We start from the raw sequence: 23,077 nt of genomic DNA on the forward strand, positions 1-23,077 counted from the left end.
CGACGTCCGGCTCTCCTTCGTACGCGCGGGCCGCAATCGAGCCCACGATGCTGTTCAGCTGCAGAGCACGCCCGTTCCCACTCGCCAGGTGCTTGAGCAAGAGCAGGGCGACGTCCCGTATCGGAAGCTCCCGTACCTGTTGGGCAGGTACGGGAGCGTGGTAGGTGAAGGTCACGCCGCCACAGTAGGAGTACGCACCGACAGAGGACACCGATTTGGTGACGTCAGGGCCGCCGGCGGAACCAGCCACGGCCCGGCGCCTCCAGGCGCACGGCCTTCGCCGGGTCGAGGCAGCGCTCCGCTAGCCCCATCATCCCGCTGAAGCTCCACGGGTAACTGCCCGCGTCCCGACTGGAAGCCGCGTCGGCACCCGCAGGTCACGCGCCCTGACCGCCTCCCGGGCCGAAGCACGGCGCCACGCTGCGGTGGACGAGGTCATGGCCGCCTACCAGCGCGCCTACGCCACCGGCCGCTGGACGGTCTGGGCCAACCTGCCCCGCCCACGTCTGGCACCTGCGTCGCCCCCTCGTGTCCGCGCAATCCTCCGAGCAGCCTCTCGCCGGGGCGCGGCGGTGAACGCGGGCTTTGAACCCCTCGGCCACCTCCCGACGGTCGCGGTCTACGCGGTCGTGGCCACGGCGGTACTGGCCGAGTCGGTCCTGCTGGTGGGCGCGGTCATCCCCACACTGCCCCTGCTCCTGACCGCGGGCGCCCTCGCCCGGACCGGGCACATCAGCCTGCCCCTGGTCAGCGCCGTGGCGGCCGGCGCCGTCGTAACCGGTGACTTCCTCGCCCACCGCACCGGCCGGGTGGGCCGCCGTATCCCGCCTGTCCTCTGGGCACGGGCAGAGACGCTGATGGGCCGCCACGGCGGCCGCGCCGGTCTTCCGGAATCGGTCCAGAGCCGGTACTCCCGAGCTCCAGGCCTGTGTCCTGCCGTCTGCTGCCCGCGACGGTGGCAGCGGCGTCCGTGACCGACCGCGAGAGCTGAGCGAGCCGTGCGGGCTTTGCTGGTCGATCAGAGGGCGTGCCGTACGAAGGGAGAGTTCCACGGCTCGACCTGTCCGCTGGACCGACAGCGTCCCTGCGCCATGGGCCACCGCCCGCTGCCTCCGCGACCTCACGGGGAGGAGGAGTATCCGCTGGAGGCGACCCATTGTCGGGTGAGGTGGGTGAAAGCCCGGGCGGCAGCACTTTGGTAGGAGCCCGAGCGGCAGAGCAGAGTGACGATGCGCTCGGGCAGGGGCGGTTCGAGGGGGACGGCACGCAGATGCGGGTGATCCCGGGCGGTGGCCTCGGGCAGCACAGATGCCAGAGGGGTGCGCTGGATCATTTCGACGACGGCATTGACCGAGTTGGCTTCCATCGCGATGCGCGGCGTGGTGCGGTGCTGATCGAAGTAGGCGTCGATGTGCCTGCGGGTGGCAAAGTCGCTACTGAGCATGGCCAGGGGGCGGCCTTCCAGTTCTCGCACGGGTAGCGGGTCTGTCCGGTCAGCGTAGGGGTGGTGCGTGCCGACGACGAGGCTGAGGGCTTCGGTGAACAAGTCGTCCGTGGTGATGCCGGGCAGGTGGGCACCGCGAAAGGCGATCCCGAGATCGAGGTCATCGGCAAGGAGGGCGGACTCGATGCGGTCCTGCGTCATCTCCCTGATGCTCAGGGTGATGTCGGGATGCTGGACGTGGAACTGCCCGGTGAGGGGGCCGATGAGGTAGGCGGTGAAGGTGGGGGTGACCGCCAGGCGCAGACTGCCGCGGGAGAGGTCGGCCACGTCGTGGACGGCGCGTTCAGCAGCGGCGAGTTCCTGCAGGGCGCGACGGGCGTAGTGGACGTAGGTCTCACCGGCGTCGGTAAGGCGCACGGCACGACCCGTACGGTCCAGCAACTGCGTGCCCATCACGCGTTCCATCTGTCTGATCTGCTGGGACAGGGTCGGCTGGGAGATGTGCAGGACTTCGGCGGCGCGGGTGAAGCTGCCTTGTTCGGCGACGGCGAGCAGATAGCGCAGATGACGTAGTTCGAAGCCCATGACATCACTATAGATGAGACCAATAGATCTTATATTCAGGGCGTCTTGGACTCTATAAGCACAGTTCATGCATGGTGGACTTCGTCAACCCGCACCAGTCGGGCACTGGCCGAAAGGAGTGACCATGCAAGACCTCGCCGAGGGAGTCGCACGTTTCCAGCGGGACGTCTATCCCGCCCAGGCGGCGCACTTTCAGCACCTGGCCACCACGCACCGGCCCAGCACCCTGTTCATCAGCTGCTCCGACGCCCGCGTCATACCGGAGCTGATCACACAGAGCGAGCCGGGCGAGCTGTTCGTCATCCGGACGGCCGGAAACCTGGTGCCCGCCTACACCCCGAACGCTGATGGGATCGCGGCGAGCATCGAGTACGCCGTCGCCGTCCTGGGCGTGTCCGACATCGTCGTCTGCGGGCATTCCGCCTGCGGCGCGATGACCGCCCTGGCGGACGACCACGACCTCGCCGCCCTGCCGGCCGTCGCCCACTGGCTGCGGCACGCGGAGGCCTCCCGGGCCCGTACGGCCTGTGCCGAGCCCGTCGAGGACAAGGTGAGCGTCCTGGTACGGAACAACGTGATCGCTCAGCTGGCGAACCTGGCAACGCACCCCAGCGTCGCCCGGGCGCTGGCGGCGGAGACCCTCACGCTGCGCGGCTGGGTCTACGACATCCCCACCGGCGCGGTCGACCAACTCGACCCGGCCACGGGCTGCTCCGCCGCCCTCGCGGCCTGAGCCGCCCTGGCCCTTTCGTCCAGACCGCCGTCCGGCGGCCTGATCCCCCGACCCTATGACTCGCTGAGCTCGCTGTAGTGCGGGTCGGCATGTTGGAAAGGAGCACCCTCATGGTGCACGCTCAGTTCGACCCTGCCGCCCGGCAGGCCCTGGCCGCTGTGGTTGTCGAGGCCAAGACGCGCAAGGACCTGACCTGGCAGGAGATCGCCGACGCCAGCGGCCTGTCGGTCGCGTTCACGACCGCCGCGCTGCTGGGTCAGCATCCGCTGCCGGAGGCCGCCGCCAGGGCGGTCGCCGAGCTGCTGGAACTGGATGAGGAGGCGGCAGTGCTGCTTCAGGCCATCCCGACCCGGGGCTCAATTCCCGGCGGCGTCCCGACCGACCCGACGATCTACCGCTTCTACGAGATCGTCCAGATCTACGGCACCACGCTCAAGGCCCTGGTCCACGAGCAGTTCGGCGACGGCATCATCAGCGCGATCAACTTCAAGCTCGACGTGAAGAAGGTCGCCGACCCCGAGGGCGGCGAGCGCGCGGTGATCACCCTGGACGGCAAGTACCTGCCCACCAAGCCCTTCTGACCCAGCCGTCCGCCGTGCCGGCGGCGGGTTTCAGGGTCCACCTGACCCAGGCCCGCCCGAGATGCGGCCGTCGAGCGCCCGGCGGGACGGCTCCCGAAGTCGCCGCGCCGCCCGGCGGGATGGCCGCGGCCATCTGCACAGCCGCAGGTCAGAGCTGTGGTGACTGTTCAGGCAGCTTGCGCGACGCGCTCAGGCTTCTTCGTCCACCTGGTGTTCCGGCGGGAGATACGGCGAGTCATCAGCGCGATCGCCGCCCAGGTGATCTAGCTTTCCGAGTGCTGAATGAGCCGTTCGTGGTCCCGGGCATGCCGTCGTCCGTTCATCATCCAGGCAAGCTCGTGACCTGGGCAGGCGCTTCTTCTTCGGACAACAACCCATGCGCTCGTCGGCAAGCCACTCCCCGGACCCGCCGTACCGTCATCACACCTCGGTCCGCCAGAGCGCGGGCCGCCACACCGAACCGAACCGTCGCAGACAGGGGGACAGCACCCCCGCCAGCGGCGGTACCAACAGACCCAGAGGAAGCAACATGAGTCACGAACCGCGCCCCCCGTTCCCGCCGTTCACCCGGGAGACCGCCATCCAGAAAGTCCGCCTGGCGGAAGACGGCTGGAACTCCCGCAACCCGGAAAAGGTCGCCCTCGCCTACACACCGGACTCCTACTGGCGCAACCGCGCTGAGTTCGCCACCGGCTACGACGAGATCGTCGCCTTCCTCACCCGCAAGTGGAACCGGGAGCTGGACTACCGGCTCATCAAGGAACTGTGGGCCTTCGACGGCAACCGCATCGCGGTGCGCTTCGCCTACGAGTACCACGACGATTCGGGCAACTGGTTCCGCGCCTACGGCAACGAGAACTGGGAGTTCGACGACAACGGCCTGATGCACCACCGCTACGCCTGCATCAACGAACTTCCCATCAAGGAGTCGGAGCGCAAGTTCCACTGGCCCCTCGGGCGCCGCCCCGACGACCACCCCGGCCTGAGCGACCTCGGCCTGTAACCCTCGCCGCCGCGACAGGTCCCAGGCCGGCCACCCGGCTGAGAGCCTGCCGGGTAGCCGTCGATCGGAGAGCGGACGCGGCGTGATGCGTGCGCCCGACAGGGGACAGGCCTGAGGCAGTGGGGCGAGACCGTCCCCGTCCCTTCAGGCCCGCCCTCTGCCTCTCGCAGCGAAGCCTGTGGCCTCGGCCGACAGCGGGTCGAGGCACGACAGCCCAGCGGGCAGTCGGTCGAAGCGCCTGAACCGCGCGGCCACTGAACGCGTTGTTGCAGGGCTGCACGAGCAGGCAACGGGAACCAAGCCCACGATCAAGCTCCTCTTCACCAGTAGGTCCGGGAGACGAGTGAGGCGATCGTCGGCGCGGTCACCGGTTCCCCGACCCCTCCGCGGACGCTGCTGCTCGGACGGTACGACGACGAGGGCCGCTTCCAGTACGTCGGCCGCACCACCACCCTCGCCCGGGCGGCGCGTGCTTCGGTCGCCGGCCTGCTCGCGGCCCGGCGGCGCGGGCATCCATGGACGGGCTGGTCGTTCTCCGCCGGGTGGGGCAGCCAGGGAGCAGCTGGACGTCACGCTGGTGGAACCTGAGCTGGTGGCGGAGGTCGGCGTCGACGCCGCCCGTGACGCCTCCGGCCGGTGGCGCCGTCCCGCGCGCTGGCACCGCGCCCGGCCTGACCTCACCCCCGCCGACGTCCCCCGCCTGACGGCGCCGCCGTACTGACTGATTGGAGGCACATCGCCCAGGCGTCGACGCGCCACACGGCGCTGCAGGGCTCGGCCGCATCCCCAACGGCGGCGGCCAAACGGTCCTGGGCTGGGCGAGTCCTGAGGCTGGCCGATGCCGCCGGTCTACTGCGATCGCAGTAGACCCGAGTGTCTGCGTTCGGCCAACGACGAGAGACCGGGGGGGATGCGAGCGTGAGGGTGGGCCGGGACTGGTCGGCCCGGCTCGTGTGACGTAACCCCTGGGAGGCTCGTCGATGTCCCCTCTGGCCCGCTGGTGCCACCGGCACCGGCTCGCTGTCGTCCTGGCCTGGGTGGGCCTGCTGATCGCTCTCGGCGGCGCGGTCGGTGCCATCGGCAGCAGCTTCGGCAACAGCCCGACCTCGCTGAACACCGATTCCGCCAAGGCGGCGGCCCTGCTGCAGAAGGCTGCCAGCAGTGCGGCGGGTAAGAGCGGTCGGGTCGTCTGGCAGGTGCGGGACGGCAAGGTGACCGACCCCGCCTCCGAGCGGCCGATGGCCGACGCCGTGAAGAGGATCGAGACCGCTCCGGCGTGGCCTCGGTCGGCAGCCCGTTCACGGCTGCCGGTGGGCGGCAGGTCAGCAGGGACGGTACGACGGCCTACGCCACCGTCTCGTTCGAGCAGGGCGTCAGCGACACGCAGATCGCGCGGGTGAAGCAGCTCGCCACCGCCCCGGAGTCGGCATCGCTGCACATCGCGCTGAACGGGCAGGCGTTCACCGTCAATCCCAAGCCGAACCCGGTCGCCGACGCGATGGGAATCGCGCTGGCCTTCGTGGTGCTGCTGTTCGTCTTCCGGGCGGTGTGGGTGGCGGCGCCGCCCATCATCACGGCCATCGCGGGTGTGGGCACCTCCGCGATCGCGGTGATGCTGCTCAGCCATGTGATCGCTCTGTCCGACACCACGCTGACCCTCGGCTCCCTGATCGGTCTGGGCGTGGGCATCGACTACGCCTTGTTCATCGTCAACCGGCACCGCACGAATCTGATGGCGGGCATGAGCGTCGGCGAGTCGATCGCCACGTCCCTCAATACCTCCGGTCGTGCGGTGGTCTTTGCCGGACTGACCGTCGTCGTCGCGCTGCTCGGCATGCTCACCTTGAACGTCGGCATCATCAACGGCATGGCCATCGGCGCCGCCGTCACCGTGGTGCTGACCGTGCTGGCCGCGATCACCCTGCTGCCGGCGCTGCTCGGTCTGATCGGCACGCGGGTCCTCAGCCGCCGTGAGCGCCGCGCTCTGACCGGCGGACGCGCACAGGCCGTATCCGAGTCCGGGACGGGTCTGTGGGGGCGCTGGGCCCGGCGGGTGCAGGCACGGCCGAAGACGTTCGGTCTGGTCGCTCTCGCCCTACGCGGCGAAGGGCAATGCGAGGCTTCAGCCGAACGATCGTCCTCGCATGCGATAGATGAGGCCCGGGGGGCGGAGCCGGGCCTGGCCGTCGTCGAGGTCGCGGCCGCCGATGACGAGACGGCATTCGCGGTCCAGGAGCTGCTCGCCGGGCGGTGGGCGACCGCGACCGCGGACACCACGAACCGGGCTCCCGGCGAGCCCGGTGTCCGGCTGCGCTGCTACCTGGACGTGCGCTGGGAACTCGGCACGTGGCATCGCCGGTGCCGGACCGTGCGGCACCGCGTATGCGCGGCCAGCAGCAGTCAGGCAGCGGCCTTCTTCCGGCGGCGTCCACCGCGGGCGACGGCGTCGATGAGCTCTTCCCGGCTCATCTTCGACCGGCCGGGAACCTCCTGTTCGGTCGCCCGCTGGTACAGCTCCCCCTTGCTCAGCTTCTGCAGCTGGCTCTTGCCGCCGGCACCGCGGTCGCGGGCCCGCACCGCTCCGGCCAGTGCAGGCCGGGTGCCAGCAGTTGCCGGACACGACCGTATTGGACGGCGAGTTGGTCGTACAGGAGGCCGGCCGGCTGGCCTTCAAACCTCGTCGGCATCAGCCCGTCACCGCCGCCCGCTGCGCACGACTCGCGGGCGACAGCTGGCACGCCTTGCTCGGCATCGCCCGGATGCACAACCTCGCCCTCGCCGGATAGGACAGCTGGCCACACTGTCGCCAACCATGCCCGAGACGAACCGGAGATCATTTACGGGACAACTCTTAGGCAACCGCCCAGACGGCGGGCGACCGACTTTCGCGCCAGGCCCTCAGCCGGGGGTGATCGGGAGGTCGTCGGTGTAGGCGTTGACGGGCGGGGCGATGGGGGTGGTGCGGCGGACGTCGAGCGCGGCCGTCGCGGCCTTGGTGCCGAGGGTGCCGCCGGGGTGCCAGGTGCCGGTGACGGCGAGCCAGGTGTCGGCGGGGGGCGCCGGTGTGCCGTGTACGCGGACCTTCACGGTCTGGGAGTCGGCCGCGCAGCACGTGAAGACGATGCGGGTCAGGTACCAGCCGTCGCCCCCCGGGGCCGGGGTGACGAAGCCGGTCAGCCGGACGGTACGGCCGCGGATGGCCCCGCTGTCGTCCTGCTGGACCCGTCTGGTGAACTCCGTGAGCGTCAGCGGCAGCGGGGAGGTCGCGGGCAGCGGCGCGAACGCCTTCTTGCGGGCGGCGAGCGGCTGGGCGTCGGAGCGGGCGGCGGTGTAGGCGCCGAGCGCGGGCGGGGTCCACAGCAGCAGGCTCAGCGCCGGGAGCAGGAGCAGCCAGGCGATCCTCGGCGGTCCTGCGTGGTCGTGGCCGTGGTGCCCTTCGCCGGGGTCCCGGGAGAGCGCCGCCGCGAGAGCGAGCAGCAGCAGGACGGCGCCGGAGGCGAGGAGCAGGGGGCGCAGCCCGGCCTTGACGTAGCGCAGGTAGGTGTCCGTGAACAGGCTGATGTGCAGCAGTCCGGCGCCGGTCAGGGCGGGCAGCAGGGTCTGGACGGGCCGTCTCACAGCAGGGCGCCTCCGATCAGGGCCCCGGCGGCAACGGCCACGACCAGGGTCGCCGTGCAGAACCGCCAGGCGAAGGCGCGGCCGAAGGTGCCCGCCTGGAGGGCGATCAGCTTGAGGTCGACCATCGGGCCGACCACCATGAACACGAGCCGGGCGGTCGGCGGGAACCCGGTCAGCGAGGCGGCCACGAACGCGTCGGCCTCCGAGCAGACCGCCAGCAGCACGGCGAGCCCGGCCAGGAAGAGCACCGACAGCCAGGGGGTGCCGGAGAAGGCGTCGAGGACGGCGCGCGGTACGGCGACGTTGAAGGTGGCGGCCGCCATGGCGCCCAGCACGAGGAAGCCGCCGGCGTGCAGGAAGTCGTGCTGGAAGCCGAGCCGGAACTCGGTCCAGCGGCCGTGGCCGTGCTCGTGGCCGTGCGCGTGTCCGGTGGGCCGGCGGCGCAGGACGGGGCGCAGCCACTTCTCGTCGCCCCGCCACAGCCACAGCCAGCCCATCGCGGCGGCCGTGCCGAGGGAGGCGAGCAGCCGGGCGGCGACCATCGCGGGATCGCCCGGGAAGGCGACCGCGGTGGCGGTGAGCACCACGGGGTTGATGGCGGGCGCGGAGAGCAGGAACGCGAAGGCGGCGGCCGGGGTGACACCCCGGCGGATCAGACTGTTGGCGACGGGCACGGAGGCGCACTCGCAGCCCGGCAGCACCGCGCCGGCCACGCCCGCGACCGGCACGGCGAGCGCGGGCCGCTTCGGCAGCACCCGGGTGAACAGGTCGGGGGGCACGAAGGCGTTGATCGCACCGGACAGCACGGTGCCGAGGATCAGGAAGGGGAGTGCCTGGACGGTGATGGCCAGGCAGACGGTGCGCCAGGCCTGAACGGCCGGCTGGTCCGCCCACCGCGCGCCGCCCAGCAGCAGCACCACCGCGACGCCCGCCGCCAGGGCGGCCGTGACGAGCGGCCAGGGCCGGACGCGGCGCACGGGCGGGTGGAGGGGGACGACCGCCACGCCCTCCCGCACGCCGACCGGTTCATCCGTTTTCTCCATGGTCACTCCGGATGTCGGGGTCCGCCGACGATATGCGAGGACCTCGGCCCGGCCGCGCACCCACGCCGCCGCGTGCGCCGCATGACGCCCGACACGGTGGCTCTTCTCACAATTCGGGCGAAAGGGGGCTTCGAGTGACGGCAGCCACTTCGCTCGGGGCGGATTTTGTCTACGTTCACGAACCATGTCCTCGCATCCGCCCCGCACCGCACGCCGCACGGCCGGAGTCCTCCTCGCCACGGTGACCGCCCTGCTCGCCGCCGGGGTTCCCGCGGCGACCGCCGCCACCCCGGCTCCGGCACCCAAGCCGTCCCAGCCCACGCCCGACCCCAAGCCGTCCTCGCCCAAGCCGTCGCGGTCCGCTCCGGCCGCGAAGCCGTCAGGGCCCGCCGCCCCCGCGCCCAAGTCTTCCGAGCCCCCCGCCCCGGTGCCCGACCCCCACGCCACGGCGGCCGTCCTCGACCTCGACGCGGGCGGCGACTCGCCCGTGGTGCACGGCCCGGACCGCGCCTACGACACCGCCAGCATCGTCAAGGTCGACATCCTCGCCACGCTGCTGCTCCAGGCCCAGGACGCCCACCGCTCCCTCACCGACGAGGAGCGCGGCCACGCCGAGCCGATGATCCGGCGCAGCGACAACGCCTCGGCCGACGCCCTGTGGCGGGAGATCGGCCGCGCCCCCGGCCTGGAGGCGGCCAACAAGCGCCTCGGGCTGACCTCGACCACGGGCGGCTCCGGCGGCAGGTGGGGCCTGACCCGGACGACCGCGAGCGATCAGATACGGCTGCTGCGCGCGGTCTTCGACGACACCACCCCCTCCGCGCTCACCCCGGCCTCCCGGGCCTACATCCGCACCCTGATGGGCGAGGTGCTGCCCGAGCAGTCCTGGGGCGTCTCGGCCGTGGACGCGGCCGGCGCCACTACGAAGCTGAAGAACGGCTGGCTGGAGCGGAGCGCCACGCGCCTGTGGGACGTCAACAGCGTCGGCGCGGTCACCGTCGACGGCCACCGCTGCCTCGTCGCCGTCCTCTCCGACGGCAGCGCCTCCATGGACGCGGGCGTCTCCCTGGTGGAGCGCACCGCCCGCGAGGCCGTGTCGTAAGGCGACACGGAAGGCGCTTTTCGGGCGCCGTGGATGGGGCACGCGGCGGGGGTACGACTCCCGACCAAAGGGGCGGTGCCGACATGGCCGAGTACGAACGTTCCCGCACGATGCCCGCGCAGCCCGAGCACGTCTTCGACCAGGCGGCCAACGTCACCCAGCTGGACACCTGGCTGCCGGACGCCCTGCACGTGGCTCCCGAGGAGCCGCCCGCCGTCACGGTGCACGAGGCCGGCGCCGACCAGGACACCGCGGCGCTGCTGCGGGCCGAACCCGACCAGATGCGTCTGGAATGGGGCACCCGCGAGCAGGGCGAGTACGCCGGCTGGCTCCAGGTGGCGGGCATCGGCAGCGGCGCCAGCGAGGTGACCGTCCACCTGTCCTTCTTCGACGAGCGCCACGACCCGGGCGAACGCGCGGTCACCGAGGCCCTGGAGGGCAGCCTGCGCCGGCTGGAGGAACAGGTGCGCCTGCGCACCGACAACCCGGCCGGCTGAGGCACGGGAGGCGGCGGGGCCTCGCCCTCCCGGCGGCCCGCGCGGCACGGCATGGAACCCGACGGATGTCCCGTACAACCGTCCGGGTGGCACAGACGTCTCACAGAGCGGGGAACTCACGTTCCCCGCTTGTCAGTTCGTCCACCGCCGTCGCTCCAGTCAGAGGATTCCATGCCCTTCAGCTCCCCCGGCCCCCGTGCACTGCGCCAGAGCGCGGGCGCGTTCGGTGCCGTCGCCCTGATCGCTCTGGGCGCCACACCGGCCACGGCCGCCGACGACCCCACGACCGGCCTGGTGCTGGGCGGGATCGCCCCGTTCGAGAAGGTGAAGCCGGGCAGCGACCTCCAGCTCGCACCCACGTTCACCAACACCGGCGACGCGGCGCTGGACAAGGTCTGGATGTCGTACTCCGTCACCCGCGGCCTGAGCCAGCCCGAGGTGCCCGCCAACTGCCTGCGCTACGAGATCGCCGCGGCCGACGAGGAGCCGGGGCGCTCCGAGGTGGTCTGCGAGTTCGACCAGCCGGTGCGCCCCGGCGTCGTCTACGCGCCGGAGCGCCCGCTGTCCCTGAAGGCGCTCGACCGGGCCCTGTACGACCGGCTGCGGGTGACGGTGGACTCCGCCGACACCGGCCCGGGCGACAACGCCTCGGCCCCGGTGCGCGGCACCGCTCCCGCGGTGAAGCTGGCCGAGCGGCCCGACCAGAAGCCGGCGCAGCCCGGTTCCGGGCAGCACGACGGCTGGGACGCCGCGGACGTCACGGTGACCGCCGACAACACGGCCGACTTCCAGGTGACCGGCGCCCGGCTGCGCGGCCGGGTCGGGGACACGGTCACGCTGCGGGTGACGTACAAGAACGCGGGCCCCGCCTGGGTGCTGCGGGACCTGGGCCAGAGCGCCACCCACGTCCTGGTCACGCTGCCCGAGGGCACCTCGATGGTCAGGGCCGACGGTTTCTGCAAGAACACCGGGGCCGAGTCCTACGCCTGCGGCACCGGCGAGTCCTGGGTGACCGAGGGCGGCGGGCAGACCTACACCTTCAAGGTGAAGATCGACGAGGCGGCGCCCGGGGCGAAGGGCTATGTCGAACTCGCCGAGGAGCCCCGGCCGTTCGACCACGTGAAGAAGAACGACACCGCGGTCGTCACGCTCGCCGTCACCGGTGGCGGCAGCACGGGCGGGGGCGCGCAGGGCGGCGGTGACGCGACGGGCGGCACCGGCTCCACCACGACCACGGGCGGCACCGGCAAGGGCACCGGCGGCACGGCCACGACCGGCGGGTCGTCCACCACCGGCGGCACCACCGGTACCTCGGGCACCGCGGCCACCGGTGGCACCGGCGGTACGTCCGGCACGACCACGGGCGGCAGCCTGGCGAACACCGGTGCCGGTTCGGCGCTGCCGCTGGCGGGCGCCGCGGGCGCGGCCGTACTGGCCGGCGCCGGTGTGCTGGTGGCCGTGCGCCGCCGGGGCGGCCGGCCGGAGTGACCCCCCGCTCGGCCTGACCGGCGGCGCCGCCGGTCAGGTCCCCGAGCCGACGCCCCGGGTGGTGTACGCGCACTCGGTGTAGATGTACCCGGGCCGGAGCTTGGCGGTGTCCGAGCCCGCGGTGGTCACCTTGCCGCTGTCCGGCTTGTGCACGAAGTAGGTGGTGCCGGGCGGGAGTTGGATGGTGCGCTGCGGGTAGTCCCTGCCGCCGCCGCACGGCTTGAAGGTGGACAGCAGCGTCTCGTACATCGAGTACGACGAGCAGCTCCCGCACCCCTTGAGGGTGAAGCTGCCGGTGACCGGTCCGGTGTACAGGACGGTGACGTCGTCCGGGCTGTCGTTCTTCACGGTGACGCTGATGCTGCCGCCGGAGGCCGTGGTGGGCAGCTTCTTGCCGGCCGCCGGGATGGTCTGGGCGACCTCGGCGGCTATCTCGATCTTCCGGGCCCGCTCCCGGTTCTTGTGGTGGGGGTGACCGGCGACGAAGTCGGCCATGGTCTTCTGCGCGCTGAGGAAGTCGCCGTTCCCGTACTCCTCGATGCCGCAGGAGTACGCCCCGTCGTCGCCGCTGCGCTTGGCCCGGGCCGCGGCCCGGGCCAAGCCGCCGTCGGCGTCGCCCGCGGTGGCGGACAGTTCGCCGATGCCGGTGTTCAGCCGGTTCAGCTTCTCCACGGCCGCACAGGCCTGGGAGCCGATGGCCTTCTCCTCGCTGCTCACCTCCGCGTCGACGGCGGAGGCGACCCTGGCCGCCTGCGGGGACCGGGGGAAAGTCTTCATCAGGTCGCCGAAGTGGGCGACCCAGTTGGTCGTGTCGCCCACGGCGATCTGCTGGGTCCCGCACTCGTAGAGCGAGGTCGCCAGCCGGTCGTCGGGCCAGCCGGCCAGGGAGCCGAGGACGGACTTGGGCAGGCGGTCGGGCACCGTGCGCAGGTAGGTCAGCGGGGCTATGGCGTCGCAGTACTCCTGGTCGGCGTAGGGGGCGGCGACCGTGGCGTAGTAGGCGTGCAGGCTGTCCGGGAGCTTGTGGGCGGCGCGGGAACCGGAGTGGCCGACGGCGATGTCGCGGTAGACGGAGAGGGCCTCGTCGTAGTCGCTCCGCGCCCCGTTGTACGGCTTGGTCCGGTCGGCCGCCACCAGACGGTCGGCGCGCGCCAGGCGGTCGACGAGCGCCTGCTGGACGGCCTCGTCGTGGGCGCTGCGGTACCAGAGCGTGCCGCCGGCCGGAACGGCGAGCAGCACCAGGCCGAGCAGCGCCGCGAGGGGCGTGCGGCCCGGCCGGGCGAGGTGGGTGCGGTATCCGAGGTGGGCACCGTGGGCTGCCGCGAGGACCAGGACCAGGAGGTAGCCGGCGAGGACGGCGCCCGGGACGCCGTCGGCGTCGGCAGGCAGGGCGACGAGCAGCAGGATGCCGGTCGCCACCCAGCAGGCGGCCGTCAGCAGCCGGCGGCGCAGCAGGGCGTAGCCGAGGCCGAGGCCGGTCAGGTTGAGCAGGGCGACGGCGACGGCCCGCCACGCGTCCGGGGGCGCGGGCGGCGGAGCGGTCGGCATGGGGGGCACGCTGTGTCCCTGGCCCGGGCCCCACGGCCAGGGCAATGCGGGATCACCGGCTCTTCCGGTGTCCCCAGGCCCTCCCGGGCCCCCGAAATCTCCGGACATGACCACTCCCCTTTTGTTCGACAATCCCACGATCCGAGGCACCGATTCTAACGGTCCTCTCATCCGAGAGGACCCCCAACAACCGCTCTGTTACGGGCACTTGACCTCACCGGCCCGACGAGTCGCGACGCGCCGCGCTGTCGTGTCCCGGCGGTGGACGGCGGCCGACGACAGGGAGACGGCGGCCCGCCGGGCCGGAACCGAGCGCGCCCCCTCCTTCTCACCGCTCCGCGTCGCCTGACCGGCCCAATGCGGGTGCGTCAAAGGGGCGAGGAGCCGTGACCGGTGTGACCGTGGTGGAAGGAATCCCCCGGGCGCGCCCTCAGCGGCCCGGGGCGCACCAGTGACGAGGAGGCGGGATGCCGGACCAGGTCGGCACGAGCGGGTCCGTGCTCGCGGACGGCGCCGACGCGACCGACGCCACGGCCTTCGAGCAGCTCGGCGCGGTCGCGGACGCGGTGCTCTACGAGGGCTATCTGCTCTACCCGTACCGCCGTTCCTCCCCCAAGAACCGCGTCCGCTGGCAGTTCGGGGTGCTCCTGCCCCGGGCCTGGGTGGAGCGCGACGGACCGGTGGCGCCCGGGATCTCCGGTTCCGCGGACTCCTGGTACCAGCGCACCGAGTGCCTGCTGCGGGTGCGGCGGGAGGACGCGGTGGTACGGCTGCGGGTGCGGTACCTCCAGATGCAGCACAAGCAGGTGGAGGCCGCCGACGGCACCGGCGGGCACCGCCCGGTGGAGTCCCTGCGGACGGACGACGGCGCCGCCCACCTCTCCTTCGACGAGGCCGTGCCGCGCGAGACCGAACTGACCGTGCCGCTGGCCGACTTGCTGGACGGCGACCGTACCGTCGCGGTCACCGCCCCCGCCGGGACCGAGCAGGAGCCGCTTCCCGCGGACGCGGGGCGGATCCTGCGGCGCCGCCGACGGCTGCGGGCCGAGACCACCGTCGGCGTGCGGCCGCTGGCGCCCGGGCTGTACCGGCTGCTGGTGCGCACCGAGAACACGGGCGAGCCGGCCGACCCCGGGGCGGTGCGGAACGAGGCGCTGCGCGACGCGCTGATCGCCACCCACACGCTCATCGGCGGCGAGGGCGTGGAGTTCGCCTCGCTGATCGATCCGCCCGCGGAGCTGGCCGGGCACGCGCGCGAGTGCCGCAACGCGTTCACCTTCCCGGTCCTCGGCGGCGCGGCCGCCTCCCCGGCGGACGGTGACGGCGACGGGGAGACGGGCCAGGTGCTGCTGTCGGCGCCGATCATCCTGCCGGACCGTCCCCAGGTGGCGCCGGAGAGCCCGGGCGACCTGCACGACGCGGCGGAGATCGACGAGATCCTGACCCTGCGCACGATGCTGCTGACCGACGAGGAGAAGGCGGAGGCCCGCGCCACCGACCCGCGGGCCGCGCACATCCTCGACCGGGTCGACACCATGCCCCGGGAGGTCTTCGAACGCCTCCACGGCACGATCCGCTCGCTGACCCCGGCGGCCACGGCGAACCCCCCGGCCCCCGGACCGGCGTCGGAAGCGTCCGGCTCCCCCGCCGGTCCGCGCTCCGTCTGGTGGCGGGAAGGCGGGGACGAGGAGGTGGCGCCCGCGACGGACACCGTGCTCGTCGGCTCGGTGCCCGTGGGCGCCGGCAGCGCGGTGGTGCTGCGGCCGCGGCCGCGCGGTGCCGACGCCCAGGACATGTTCCTGGCCGGGCGGGCTGCCACGGTCGCCGGGGTCTTCCACGACGTGGACGGCAGCGTGCGGCTCGCCGTGACCGTGGACGACGACCCCGCGGCCGAACTGCACGACTGGTACGGCCGTTTCCACTACTTCCGGCCCGACGAGGTCGAACCCCTCGCAACCACGGGCACCCCGGCCGGCTCCGGCCGGGCCCACGACCGACTGCGACGGAGGCCGCAGAGATGACCACACAGAGCGGTACCACCGAGGCCCGCGCCGACGCCCGCGAGGGCTTCGACGAGATCACCATCCTCTGGATCTCGGAGGGCATGAGCTGCGACGGCGACACCGTGTCGCTGACCGCCGCCGGGCAGCCGTCCATCGAGGACGTGGTCCTCGGCCTCATCCCGGGCCTGCCGAAGGTGAACCTGGTCAACAAGGTGCTCTCCCCCAGTCTGGGCGGGGAGGACTTCCTGGCCCCCTACCGCAAGGCGGCCCGCGGTGAACTGGAGCCGTTCATCCTGGTGATCGAGGGCTCGATCCCCAACCAGAACATCATCGAGGGCGACGGCTACTGGACGTCGTTCGGCAACGACCCGGAGACCGGCGAGCCGCAGACCCTCAACTGGTGGATCGACCAGCTCGCGCCCAGGGCCTGGGCGGTGGTGGCCGCGGGCACCTGTGCGACGTTCGGCGGCATCCACGCCATGGCCGGCAACCCGACCGGCTGCATGGGCCTCGCCGACTACCTGGGCTGGGAGTTCAAGGCCCGCTCGGGACTGCCGGTGGTCAACGTGCCCGGCTGCCCCATCCAGCCGGAGAACTTCATGGAGACCCTGGTGTGGGTGCTCCAGCACGCGGCCGGCTCCGCTCCCCCGCCGCCGCTGGACCACATGCTGCGCCCGCAGTGGCTGTTCGGCAAGACCGTGCACGAGGGCTGCGACCGGGCCGCGTACTACGAGCAGGCCGACTTCGCCAAGGACTACAACTCCCCCAAGTGCCAGGTGAAGGTGGGCTGCTGGGGGCCGGTCGTCAACTGCAACGTGCCCAAGCGCGGCTGGATGTCCGGCATCGGCGGCTGCCCGAACGTCGGCGGCATCTGCATCGGCTGCACGATGCCCAGCTTCCCCGACGCCTTCATGCCGTTCATGGACGAACCCCCCGGCGGCACGCTCTCCTCGATGGTGATCAAGCCGTACGGGGCGGTCGTCCGCCGGCTGCGCGGGCTGACCAACGACATGGTGAACCACGAGCCCCGCTGGCGGCACAACAAGCGCAAGCTGACCAGCGGTTACGACCCGCACTGGCGCGCCTGAGGCCGCCGCTTCCCACTCCGCCCCGATCCGCCCGACCCGAACAGCGAGGGACCGTACCGCAGATGACCACCACCGAATCGCGGGCCGCAGGACGCAAACCCGCCCAGCTCGTGGACATGTCCTGGGATCCGATCACCCGGATCATCGGCAACCTGGGCATCTACACGAAGATCGACTTCGCCAACCGTGAGGTCGTCGAGTGCCACAGCACCTCGTCGCTGTTCCGCGGCTACTCGGTGTTCATGAAGGGCAAGGACCCGCGCGACGCCGGGTTCATCACCTCACGGATCTGCGGCATCTGCGGCGACAACCACACCACCTGCTCCAACTACGCCCAGCAGATGGCCTACGGGGTCAAGCCGCCGAAGCTGGCCGAGCACATCACCAACCTGGGCGAGGCGGCGGAGTACATCTTCGACCACACCATCTTCCAGGACAACCTGGTCTTCGTGGACTTCTGCGAGGCGATGGTCAAGGCCACCAACCCCGGGGTGCTGGCCCGCGCCGAACGCACCGACGCGCCCCGCGGCGACGTGCACGGCTACCGCACCATCGCCGAGATCATGAAGGCCTTCAACCCCTTCGAGGGCGAGGTCTACAAGGAGGCGCTGAAGGTCAGCCGGATCACCCGGGAGATGTTCTGCCTGATGGAGGGGCGCCATGTGCACCCCTCCACGCTGTACCCGGGCGGCGTCGGCACGATGCCGCAGCCCAACACCTTCACCGACTACCTCAGCCGGCTGATGCGCGTCATCGACTTCGTGAAGAAGGCGGTGGCGATGAACGACGACGTCTTCGACTTCTTCTACGAGGCGCTGCCGGGCTACGAGGAGGTCGGCAGGCGCCGCGTCCTGCTGGGCTGCTGGGGCGCGTTCCAGAACCCGGACGTGGTCGACTACCGCTACGCCACCATGAACGAGTGGGGCAAGGCGATGTACGTCACCCCGGGCGTCGTCGTGGACGGCAAGCTGGTCACCAACAACCTGATCGACATCAACCTCGGGCTGCGCGTCATGCTGGGCAGCTCCTTCTACGAGGACTGGGTGAACGAGGAGCCGTTCGTCACCCACGACCCGCTGGGCAACCCCGTCGACATGCGTCACCCGTGGAACCAGACCACGGTGCCGGTGCCGCAGAAGCGGGACTTCGAGGGCAACTACAGCTGGGTGATGAGCCCGCGCTGGTACCACCCGGACACCGGTGAGCACCTCGCCCTGGACACCGGCGGCGGCCCGCTGGCCCGGCTGTGGTCGACCGCGCTGAGCGGCCTGGTGGACACGCCGTACGTCAAGGCGACCGGCGGCGGCATCCGCATCACCCTGCCCAAGGGCGAGAAGCTGCCGGAGACCACCCTGGAGTGGCGCATCCCGAAGTGGAGCAACACCCTCGAACGGGACCGCGCCCGGCCGTACTTCATCGCCTACGCCGCCGCCATGGCGCTCCAGTTCCTGGAGGAGGCCATGGGGATGATGCGCAGCGGCGACACCAAGGTGTACGAGAACTTCGAGGTGCCGGACGAGTCGATCGGCTGCGGTTTCCACGAGGCGGTCCGCGGAGTCCTCTCGCACCACCTGGTGATCCGGGACAAGAAGATCGCCAACTACCACCCGTACCCGCCGACCCCGTGGAACGCCAGCCCGAGGGACATCTACGGCACGCCGGGCCCGTACGAGGACGCGGTGCAGGGCCAGCCGGTCTTCGAGGAGAACGGTCCCGACGACTTCAAGGGCGTCGACATCATGCGCACCGTGCGCAGCTTCGACCCCTGTCTGCCGTGCGGGGTGCACATGTACATGGGCAAGGGCAAGACCCTGACCACGGTGCACTCGCCGACGTACGGGGCGAACCATGCCTGAGGCCGCCGAGCGGCTGGCCGACCCCGCGGTGGAGGCACGCCTCGCGCGGCTGGACGAGGCGCTGGCCGGGCTGGAGTCCGTGCCCGGCCCGGCCCTGGAGGCGGTGCGGCTGCTGACCGAGGTCTACGGCGAGGCGCTGGCCCGGGTCGTGGACGGCGCGGACGAGCGGCTGTGGCGGCGGCTGGCCGATGACGAACTGGTCGCGCACCTCATGGTGCTGCACGACATCCACCCGGAGCCCCCGGCGGAGCGGGCCGCCCGCGCCGTGGAGCGGCTGCGGCCCGCGGTGCGCGAGCGCGGCGGTGACCTGGTGTGGGCCGGCGTCGAGGGCGAGGTGGCGCGGGTACGGCTGGACTCCGGTGGCTCCGGGGGCGGCTGCGGCGGCGGTTGCGGGGGCGGCTCCGCGGACATCGCGGCGGCGGTCCGGGCGGCCGTGCTGGCCGTCGCGCCGGAGCTGGACGACGTGCGGATCGTGCCGGACGGCGAGGAGCGCGCGCCGGCTCCCGCGTTCGTGCCGCTGAGCACCGTCAAGCGGCGGCCCGTGCCGCAGGAGGCGCGGTGAGCGCGGACGGCGCGCTCGCCCGGGTCATCCGCTCCGCCGCCGGGCGCGCCGCCACGGACGAGGCCGAGAGCTGCGAGCTGTGCGCGGCCCGGGTGGCCGAGGAGCACCCGCACCTCTACGACACCGGGGCCGCGCAGGTGCGGTGCGTGTGCGGCCCCTGCTCGGTGCTGTTCGCGGACGGCGCGGCGGGCGAGGGCCGCTACCGGCTGGTGCCGCGGCGCCGGCTGCGGCTGCCGCCGGTCGACACGGCGGTGCTGGGGGTGCCGGTGGGCCTGGTGTTCTTCGTGCCGCGCTCCGACGGCTCGGTCACCGCGCAGGGGCCGAGCCCGGCCGGGGCGATGCGCTGGGAGGTGGACGCGGCTGCCTGGCGGCAGCTGGCCGCCACCGTGCCGCAGCTGGCCGCCATGGCCCCCGACGTGGAGGCACTGCTGGTGAACACCGTGCGGGGCCTGGACGAGCACTGGATCGTGCCGGTCGACGACTGCTACCGGATGACCGCGCTGGTCCGCCGCGAGTGGCGGGGCCTCTCCGGTGGCGGACGGGTCTGGTCGGCCGTAGAACGGTTCTTCGGGGACCTGACCGAACGGTCGTAGGACCTGGAAGGAGATCGGACATGGGCACCATCCGAGTGGGCCGCCCCCAGGCGAAGCCCGACACGCCGAGTCATGTACCCGGGCTGCACCAGGGCAACAAGGGCCCGTACCAGGAGCAGACCGGACACCACCGGGACGGCAGCTCCGACGCGCGCCGCTCCACCGGGATCCACTGGAAGCGGCATGACGCCCTGGTGGAGGGCATGCCGAACATCTCGCCGGGATGAGAGAACGGAAAGTGACCGTCATGAGCGATTGCCGAAGCAGAAGGCGCGGGCGAGCGAGGATGTCCGCACGGCAGGTGCTGCTGCTCCAGGCCGCGCTGGCCGGCGGTGTCGTCACCGCCCTCGTCATCAAGGAACTCCCGGGCATCATGCGGGAGTTGCGGATCTTCCGGATGACCGGCGGGCCGGGCGCGAACCGCCGCTACCCGTAGGGCGCCCCGTGCACGAGCTGTCGATCGCGACGGCGATCGTGGAGCAGGCCGAACGGCTCGCCCGCGCGGACGGTGCGGACCGGGTGTCCGCGGTGACCGTCCGTGTCGGCGACCTGGCCGGGGTGGTGCCGGACGCGCTGCACTTCGCCTTCGAGGTGGCCCGTGACGGCACGGCGCTCGCCGGTGCCCGGCTGGAGGTGGAGGCGGTGCCCGCGCTGGCCTGGTGCGGCGGCTGCGCCGAGGAGTTCGCGGTCGGCATGCCGCCGTTCTTCTGGTGTCCGCACTGCGACCGTCCCTCGCAGGAGCTGCGCAGCGGCCGGGAGCTGGAGATCACGGCGGTGCAGGCATGAGGACGGCCCCGCCGCGGCGGGGCCGTCCTCATGCGCGGTGACCGGTCAGCAGATGCGGGGCAGCTGCTCCCCCAGCGGCAGGTCGACGACCCGGGTGCCGCCGAGACCGGTGGCGACGACGACCATGCCGGGGTGGTCCGCCACGCACTCCCCGATCAGCGCCGCGCCGGTGCCCTGCGGGTGGGCCCGCATCGCGGCGAGCACCGCCTCGGCGTGCTCGGGCGGCACGAAGGCGACGAGCCGGCCCTCGTTGGCGACGTACAGCGGGTCCAGGCCGAGGAAGCCGCAGGCGTTCGCGACCTCCTCGGGGACCGGGACGGCCCGGTCGCGCAGCCGGACCCCGGTGCCGGAGGCGCGGGCGATCTCGTTCAGGGAGGCGCCGAGGCCGCCCCGCGTGGGGTCGCGCAGCACGTGGATGTCCTTGGTGACCTCCAGCATGGCCGCGACCAGCCCGGCCAGCGGCGCGGTGTCGGAGGTGATCTCGACGCCGAACTCCAGGCCCTCGCGCACGCTCATCACCGCCACGCCGTGCAGGCCGATCGGGCCGCTGACGATGACGGCGTCACCGGGCCGGGCGCGCTGCGGGCGGATGTCGACGCCGTCGGGGACCAGTCCGACGCCCGCGGTGGTGACGTAGACGCCGTCGCCGTGCCCGGACTCGACCACCTTGGTGTCCCCGGTGGCGACGACGACGCCCGCGGCCTCGGCGGCGGCACCGAGCGCGCGGGCGATCCGCTCGACCACGGCCAGTTCCACGCCCTCCTCCAGGACGAAGGCGGTGGACAGGAAGGCGGGCCGGGCGCCGCTCATGGCGAGGTCGTTGACGGTGCCGTTGACGGCGAGGTCGCCGAGGCTGCCGCCGGGGAAGAACAGCGGCCGTACGACGTAGGAGTCGGTGGAGAAGGCCAGCCGGGCGCCGCCGAGCTCGAAGACGGCGGAGTCGGCGAGGGCGGCGAGGGTGGGGTTGCCGTAGGCCGGGGCGAAGACCTGTTCGATCAGCTCGGCGGAGAGGGCACCGCCGCCGCCGTGGCCCATCACGACGACCGGCTGGTCGCACAGGGGGGCGGGGCAGGTCCAGTCCGCCGGGTCGACGGCGGTGTCGGGGGCGGCGAGGTCAGCCAACGGGGTTCATCTCCTCCTGCGGGATGCGCGATCCCTGCGGTGCCGGGGTGTTCATGCGGCGGTAGAGGTGGTAGGCGGCGCAGGCGCCCTCGCTGGAGACCATGGTGGCGCCGAGCGGGGTGCGCGGGGTGCAGGCCTTGCCGAACGCCTCGCACTCGGTCGGCTTGATCAGGCCCTGGAGGACCTCGCCGGCCCGGCACACCGCGGGTTCCTCGGTGCGGATGCCGCCGACGTCGAAGCGGTGCTCGGCGTCGTAGGCGCGGAAGGCGTCGCCGAGCCGCCAGCCGCTGGCGGGGATGCGGCCGATGCCGCGCCAGTTGCGGTCGGTGACCTCGAAGACCTGCTCCAGCATGCGCAGGGCCGCCGGGTTGCCCTGGTCGCGCACGGCCCGGGGGTAGGCGTTCTCGACCCGGTGCTCGCCGCGCTCCAGCTGGTGGACGGCGCGCCGGATCCCTTCGAGGATGTCGAGGGGCTCGAAGCCGGTGACGACGACGGGCACGCGGTGCCGCTCGGCCAGCTCCGGGTACTCGGCGGTGCCCATCACGCTGCACACGTGTCCGGCGGCGAGGAAGCCCTGCACCCGGCAGCTGGGCGCGGTCATGATCGCCTCGATGGCCGGGGGGACCCGGACGTGGGAGACGAGCAGGCTGAAGTTGCCGATCCCGAGGCGGCGGGCCTGGTGGACGGCCATGGCGTTGGCGGGGGCGGTGGTCTCGAAGCCGATGGCGAAGAAGACGACCTCGCGGTCCGGGTTCCTGCGGGCGAGGTCGAGCGCGTCGAGCGGCGAGTACACCACCCGTACGTCGCCGCCCTCGCCCTTGACGCGGAACAGGTCGCGGTCGGTTCCGGGGACCCGCAGCATGTCCCCGAAGGAGCAGAAGATCACCCCGGGGCGGGCGGCGATCTCCAGGGCCTTGTCGATGACCTCCAGCGGGGTGACGCACACCGGGCAGCCGGGTCCGTGGATCAACTCGACCTGTTCGGGCAGGAGTTGGTCGATGCCGTGCCGGATGATGGAGTGGGTCTGGCCGCCGCAGACCTCCATCAGGGCCCAGGGGCGGGTGGCCGTGGCGTGGATCTCGTCCAGCAGCCGGCGCGCCCGCTCGGGGTCGTTGAACTCCTCGATGTACTTCACCGGACCTCACTCTCGCTCTCCTGGCGCGCGGCCTGTTCCCACGCGTCCCCGAACTCCTCCTCCAACAGGCCGAGTTGGTCGAACAGCTCCAGGGAGGCGCGGGCCGACTCCTCGTCCAGGCGCTGGAGCGCGAAGCCGACGTGCACGATCACGTACTCGCCGACCCGCACATCGGGCAGGTACTCCAGGCAGGCCTCCTTGCGGACGCCGCCGAAATCGATCACGCCGATGAGGGGGTCGGCCTGGTGGTCGATGGACACGACCTTGCCGGGCACTGCCAGACACATGTC

General features: G+C 72.2%; 24 protein-coding genes. 17 read left to right on the forward strand and 7 right to left on the reverse strand.

The window, feature by feature from the left end; all coding sequences use genetic code 11:
• Positions 1–572 precede the first annotated feature (572 nt).
• Positions 573–974, forward strand: coding sequence for a hypothetical protein (locus BLW85_RS39975; RefSeq protein ID WP_341867934.1), 402 nt, complete (start codon positions 573–575; stop codon positions 972–974).
• A 146-nt stretch (positions 975–1,120) separates the two neighbouring features.
• Here BLW85_RS39975 and cynR read toward each other — a convergent pair whose 3' ends face one another.
• Positions 1,121–2,029, reverse strand: a complete 909-nt coding sequence (gene cynR / locus BLW85_RS04300; protein ID WP_074990753.1) for a transcriptional regulator CynR — start codon at positions 2,027–2,029, stop codon at positions 1,121–1,123.
• Between the two features lie 124 nt (positions 2,030–2,153).
• Here cynR and BLW85_RS04305 point away from each other — a divergent pair, with 124 nt between their 5' ends.
• From BLW85_RS04305 to BLW85_RS40555, 5 genes are all read left to right on the forward strand, one after another.
• Positions 2,154–2,762, forward strand: coding sequence for a carbonic anhydrase (locus BLW85_RS04305; RefSeq protein WP_074990755.1), 609 nt, complete (start codon positions 2,154–2,156; stop codon positions 2,760–2,762).
• Between the two features lie 110 nt (positions 2,763–2,872).
• Positions 2,873–3,343 (forward strand): cyanase, encoded by a 471-nt coding sequence (gene cynS, locus BLW85_RS04310; protein WP_074990757.1) that lies wholly within the window; start codon positions 2,873–2,875, stop codon positions 3,341–3,343.
• Positions 3,344–3,872: 529 nt separating this feature from the next.
• Positions 3,873–4,346: a nuclear transport factor 2 family protein gene (locus tag BLW85_RS04320; RefSeq protein WP_014670183.1), complete on the forward strand. Its 474-nt coding sequence runs from the start codon at positions 3,873–3,875 to the stop codon at positions 4,344–4,346.
• Between the two features lie 577 nt (positions 4,347–4,923).
• Entirely contained in the window at positions 4,924–5,067 is a 144-nt protein-coding gene (locus BLW85_RS04325) for an ATP-dependent DNA ligase (RefSeq protein ID WP_244174807.1), read from the forward strand.
• A 555-nt stretch (positions 5,068–5,622) separates the two neighbouring features.
• Positions 5,623–7,278 carry a DUF6207 family protein gene (locus tag BLW85_RS40555; RefSeq protein WP_279628573.1) on the forward strand — a complete coding sequence of 552 codons (1,656 nt, stop codon included), beginning with the start codon at positions 5,623–5,625 and terminating at the stop codon, positions 7,276–7,278.
• Here the strand turns inward: BLW85_RS40555 and BLW85_RS04335 are convergent.
• Both BLW85_RS04335 and BLW85_RS04340 read right to left on the reverse strand, forming a co-directional pair.
• Complete coding sequence (locus tag BLW85_RS04335; protein WP_074990759.1) at positions 7,245–7,964, reverse strand: TIGR03943 family putative permease subunit; 720 nt, start codon at positions 7,962–7,964, stop codon at positions 7,245–7,247. The genes BLW85_RS40555 and BLW85_RS04335 overlap by 34 nt on opposite strands.
• Positions 7,961–9,007, reverse strand: coding sequence for a permease (locus BLW85_RS04340; protein WP_208624813.1), 1,047 nt, complete (start codon positions 9,005–9,007; stop codon positions 7,961–7,963). The genes BLW85_RS04335 and BLW85_RS04340 overlap by 4 nt, the downstream gene beginning before the upstream one ends.
• A 184-nt stretch (positions 9,008–9,191) precedes the next feature.
• On the opposite strand from BLW85_RS04340, the gene BLW85_RS04345 reads away from it, so the two are divergent.
• From BLW85_RS04345 to BLW85_RS04355, 3 genes are all read left to right on the forward strand, one after another.
• Positions 9,192–10,109 (forward strand): serine hydrolase, encoded by a 918-nt coding sequence (locus tag BLW85_RS04345; protein WP_107409066.1) that lies wholly within the window; start codon positions 9,192–9,194, stop codon positions 10,107–10,109.
• A gap of 83 nt (positions 10,110–10,192) precedes the next feature.
• A complete protein-coding gene (locus BLW85_RS04350; protein ID WP_070024843.1) occupies positions 10,193–10,606 on the forward strand; it encodes an SRPBCC family protein in 414 nt (137 codons plus the stop codon).
• Positions 10,607–10,777: 171 nt separating this feature from the next.
• Positions 10,778–12,094, forward strand: coding sequence for a hypothetical protein (locus BLW85_RS04355; protein ID WP_074990761.1), 1,317 nt, complete (start codon positions 10,778–10,780; stop codon positions 12,092–12,094).
• A 33-nt stretch (positions 12,095–12,127) separates the two neighbouring features.
• On the opposite strand, the gene BLW85_RS04360 is transcribed toward BLW85_RS04355, so the two are convergent.
• Complete coding sequence (locus tag BLW85_RS04360) at positions 12,128–13,642, reverse strand: hypothetical protein (RefSeq protein WP_074990763.1); 1,515 nt, start codon at positions 13,640–13,642, stop codon at positions 12,128–12,130.
• Between the two features lie 467 nt (positions 13,643–14,109).
• On the opposite strand from BLW85_RS04360, the gene BLW85_RS04365 reads away from it, so the two are divergent.
• The 8 genes from BLW85_RS04365 to hypA all read left to right on the forward strand — a co-directional run bounded on the left by BLW85_RS04365 (position 14,110) and on the right by hypA (position 20,530).
• Entirely contained in the window at positions 14,110–15,663 is a 1,554-nt protein-coding gene (locus BLW85_RS04365) for a hypothetical protein (protein WP_244174808.1), read from the forward strand.
• Positions 15,660–16,733 carry an NADH-quinone oxidoreductase subunit B family protein gene (locus tag BLW85_RS04370; RefSeq protein ID WP_070024840.1) on the forward strand — a complete coding sequence of 358 codons (1,074 nt, stop codon included), beginning with the start codon at positions 15,660–15,662 and terminating at the stop codon, positions 16,731–16,733. The genes BLW85_RS04365 and BLW85_RS04370 overlap by 4 nt, the downstream gene beginning before the upstream one ends.
• Before the next feature lie 62 nt (positions 16,734–16,795).
• Positions 16,796–18,589 carry a nickel-dependent hydrogenase large subunit gene (locus tag BLW85_RS04375; RefSeq protein ID WP_070024839.1) on the forward strand — a complete coding sequence of 598 codons (1,794 nt, stop codon included), beginning with the start codon at positions 16,796–16,798 and terminating at the stop codon, positions 18,587–18,589.
• Positions 18,582–19,151: a NifU family protein gene (locus tag BLW85_RS04380; RefSeq protein WP_074990764.1), complete on the forward strand. Its 570-nt coding sequence runs from the start codon at positions 18,582–18,584 to the stop codon at positions 19,149–19,151. Before BLW85_RS04375 ends, BLW85_RS04380 begins: the two co-directional genes overlap by 8 nt.
• Positions 19,148–19,744: a DUF5947 family protein gene (locus BLW85_RS04385; protein WP_074990766.1), complete on the forward strand. Its 597-nt coding sequence runs from the start codon at positions 19,148–19,150 to the stop codon at positions 19,742–19,744. Before BLW85_RS04380 ends, BLW85_RS04385 begins: the two co-directional genes overlap by 4 nt.
• 20 nt (positions 19,745–19,764) lie before the next feature.
• The gene (locus tag BLW85_RS04390; protein WP_074990768.1) at positions 19,765–19,971 is read left to right on the forward strand and encodes a hypothetical protein; all 207 of its coding nucleotides are present in this window, start codon (positions 19,765–19,767) and stop codon (positions 19,969–19,971) included.
• 59 nt (positions 19,972–20,030) lie between these two features.
• Positions 20,031–20,180 (forward strand): hypothetical protein, encoded by a 150-nt coding sequence (locus BLW85_RS39215; RefSeq protein WP_167381370.1) that lies wholly within the window; start codon positions 20,031–20,033, stop codon positions 20,178–20,180.
• Between the two features lie 8 nt (positions 20,181–20,188).
• Positions 20,189–20,530: a hydrogenase maturation nickel metallochaperone HypA gene (gene hypA, locus BLW85_RS04395; RefSeq protein WP_074990771.1), complete on the forward strand. Its 342-nt coding sequence runs from the start codon at positions 20,189–20,191 to the stop codon at positions 20,528–20,530.
• Positions 20,531–20,575: 45 nt separating this feature from the next.
• Here the strand turns inward: hypA and hypE are convergent, their stop codons facing one another.
• Genes hypE through BLW85_RS04410 form a run of 3 tightly spaced genes read right to left on the reverse strand, consistent with a single transcriptional unit; the run spans position 20,576 to position 23,074 of the window.
• The gene (gene hypE, locus BLW85_RS04400) at positions 20,576–21,652 is read right to left on the reverse strand and encodes a hydrogenase expression/formation protein HypE (protein WP_074990774.1); all 1,077 of its coding nucleotides are present in this window, start codon (positions 21,650–21,652) and stop codon (positions 20,576–20,578) included.
• On the reverse strand, positions 21,645–22,787 hold the full coding sequence (gene hypD, locus BLW85_RS04405) for a hydrogenase formation protein HypD (protein WP_074990776.1): 1,143 nt from the start codon (positions 22,785–22,787) through the stop codon (positions 21,645–21,647). Before hypD ends, hypE begins: the two co-directional genes overlap by 8 nt.
• Entirely contained in the window at positions 22,784–23,074 is a 291-nt protein-coding gene (locus BLW85_RS04410; protein ID WP_074990779.1) for a HypC/HybG/HupF family hydrogenase formation chaperone, read from the reverse strand. Before BLW85_RS04410 ends, hypD begins: the two co-directional genes overlap by 4 nt.
• Positions 23,075–23,077 lie beyond the last annotated feature (3 nt).

Origin of the sequence: Streptomyces misionensis (assembly GCF_900104815.1) — a bacterium.
Lineage (GTDB): Bacteria > Actinomycetota > Actinomycetes > Streptomycetales > Streptomycetaceae > Streptomyces > Streptomyces misionensis.

Coding starts and splice junctions, on each gene's coding strand:
- cynR (WP_074990753.1), bottom strand. CDS start 2,029: ATGGGCTTCGAACTACGTCATCTGCGCTATCTGCTCGCCGTCGCCGAA.
- BLW85_RS04305 (WP_074990755.1), top strand. CDS start 2,154: ATGCAAGACCTCGCCGAGGGAGTCGCACGTTTCCAGCGGGACGTCTAT.
- cynS (WP_074990757.1), top strand. CDS start 2,873: ATGGTGCACGCTCAGTTCGACCCTGCCGCCCGGCAGGCCCTGGCCGCT.
- BLW85_RS04320 (WP_014670183.1), top strand. CDS start 3,873: ATGAGTCACGAACCGCGCCCCCCGTTCCCGCCGTTCACCCGGGAGACC.
- BLW85_RS04340 (WP_208624813.1), bottom strand. CDS start 9,007: ATGGAGAAAACGGATGAACCGGTCGGCGTGCGGGAGGGCGTGGCGGTC.
- BLW85_RS04345 (WP_107409066.1), top strand. CDS start 9,192: ATGTCCTCGCATCCGCCCCGCACCGCACGCCGCACGGCCGGAGTCCTC.
- BLW85_RS04350 (WP_070024843.1), top strand. CDS start 10,193: ATGGCCGAGTACGAACGTTCCCGCACGATGCCCGCGCAGCCCGAGCAC.
- BLW85_RS04355 (WP_074990761.1), top strand. CDS start 10,778: ATGCCCTTCAGCTCCCCCGGCCCCCGTGCACTGCGCCAGAGCGCGGGC.
- BLW85_RS04360 (WP_074990763.1), bottom strand. CDS start 13,642: ATGCCGACCGCTCCGCCGCCCGCGCCCCCGGACGCGTGGCGGGCCGTC.
- BLW85_RS04365 (WP_244174808.1), top strand. CDS start 14,110: ATGCCGGACCAGGTCGGCACGAGCGGGTCCGTGCTCGCGGACGGCGCC.
- BLW85_RS04370 (WP_070024840.1), top strand. CDS start 15,660: ATGACCACACAGAGCGGTACCACCGAGGCCCGCGCCGACGCCCGCGAG.
- BLW85_RS04375 (WP_070024839.1), top strand. CDS start 16,796: ATGACCACCACCGAATCGCGGGCCGCAGGACGCAAACCCGCCCAGCTC.
- BLW85_RS04380 (WP_074990764.1), top strand. CDS start 18,582: ATGCCTGAGGCCGCCGAGCGGCTGGCCGACCCCGCGGTGGAGGCACGC.
- BLW85_RS04390 (WP_074990768.1), top strand. CDS start 19,765: ATGGGCACCATCCGAGTGGGCCGCCCCCAGGCGAAGCCCGACACGCCG.
- BLW85_RS39215 (WP_167381370.1), top strand. CDS start 20,031: ATGTCCGCACGGCAGGTGCTGCTGCTCCAGGCCGCGCTGGCCGGCGGT.
- BLW85_RS04410 (WP_074990779.1), bottom strand. CDS start 23,074: ATGTGTCTGGCAGTGCCCGGCAAGGTCGTGTCCATCGACCACCAGGCC.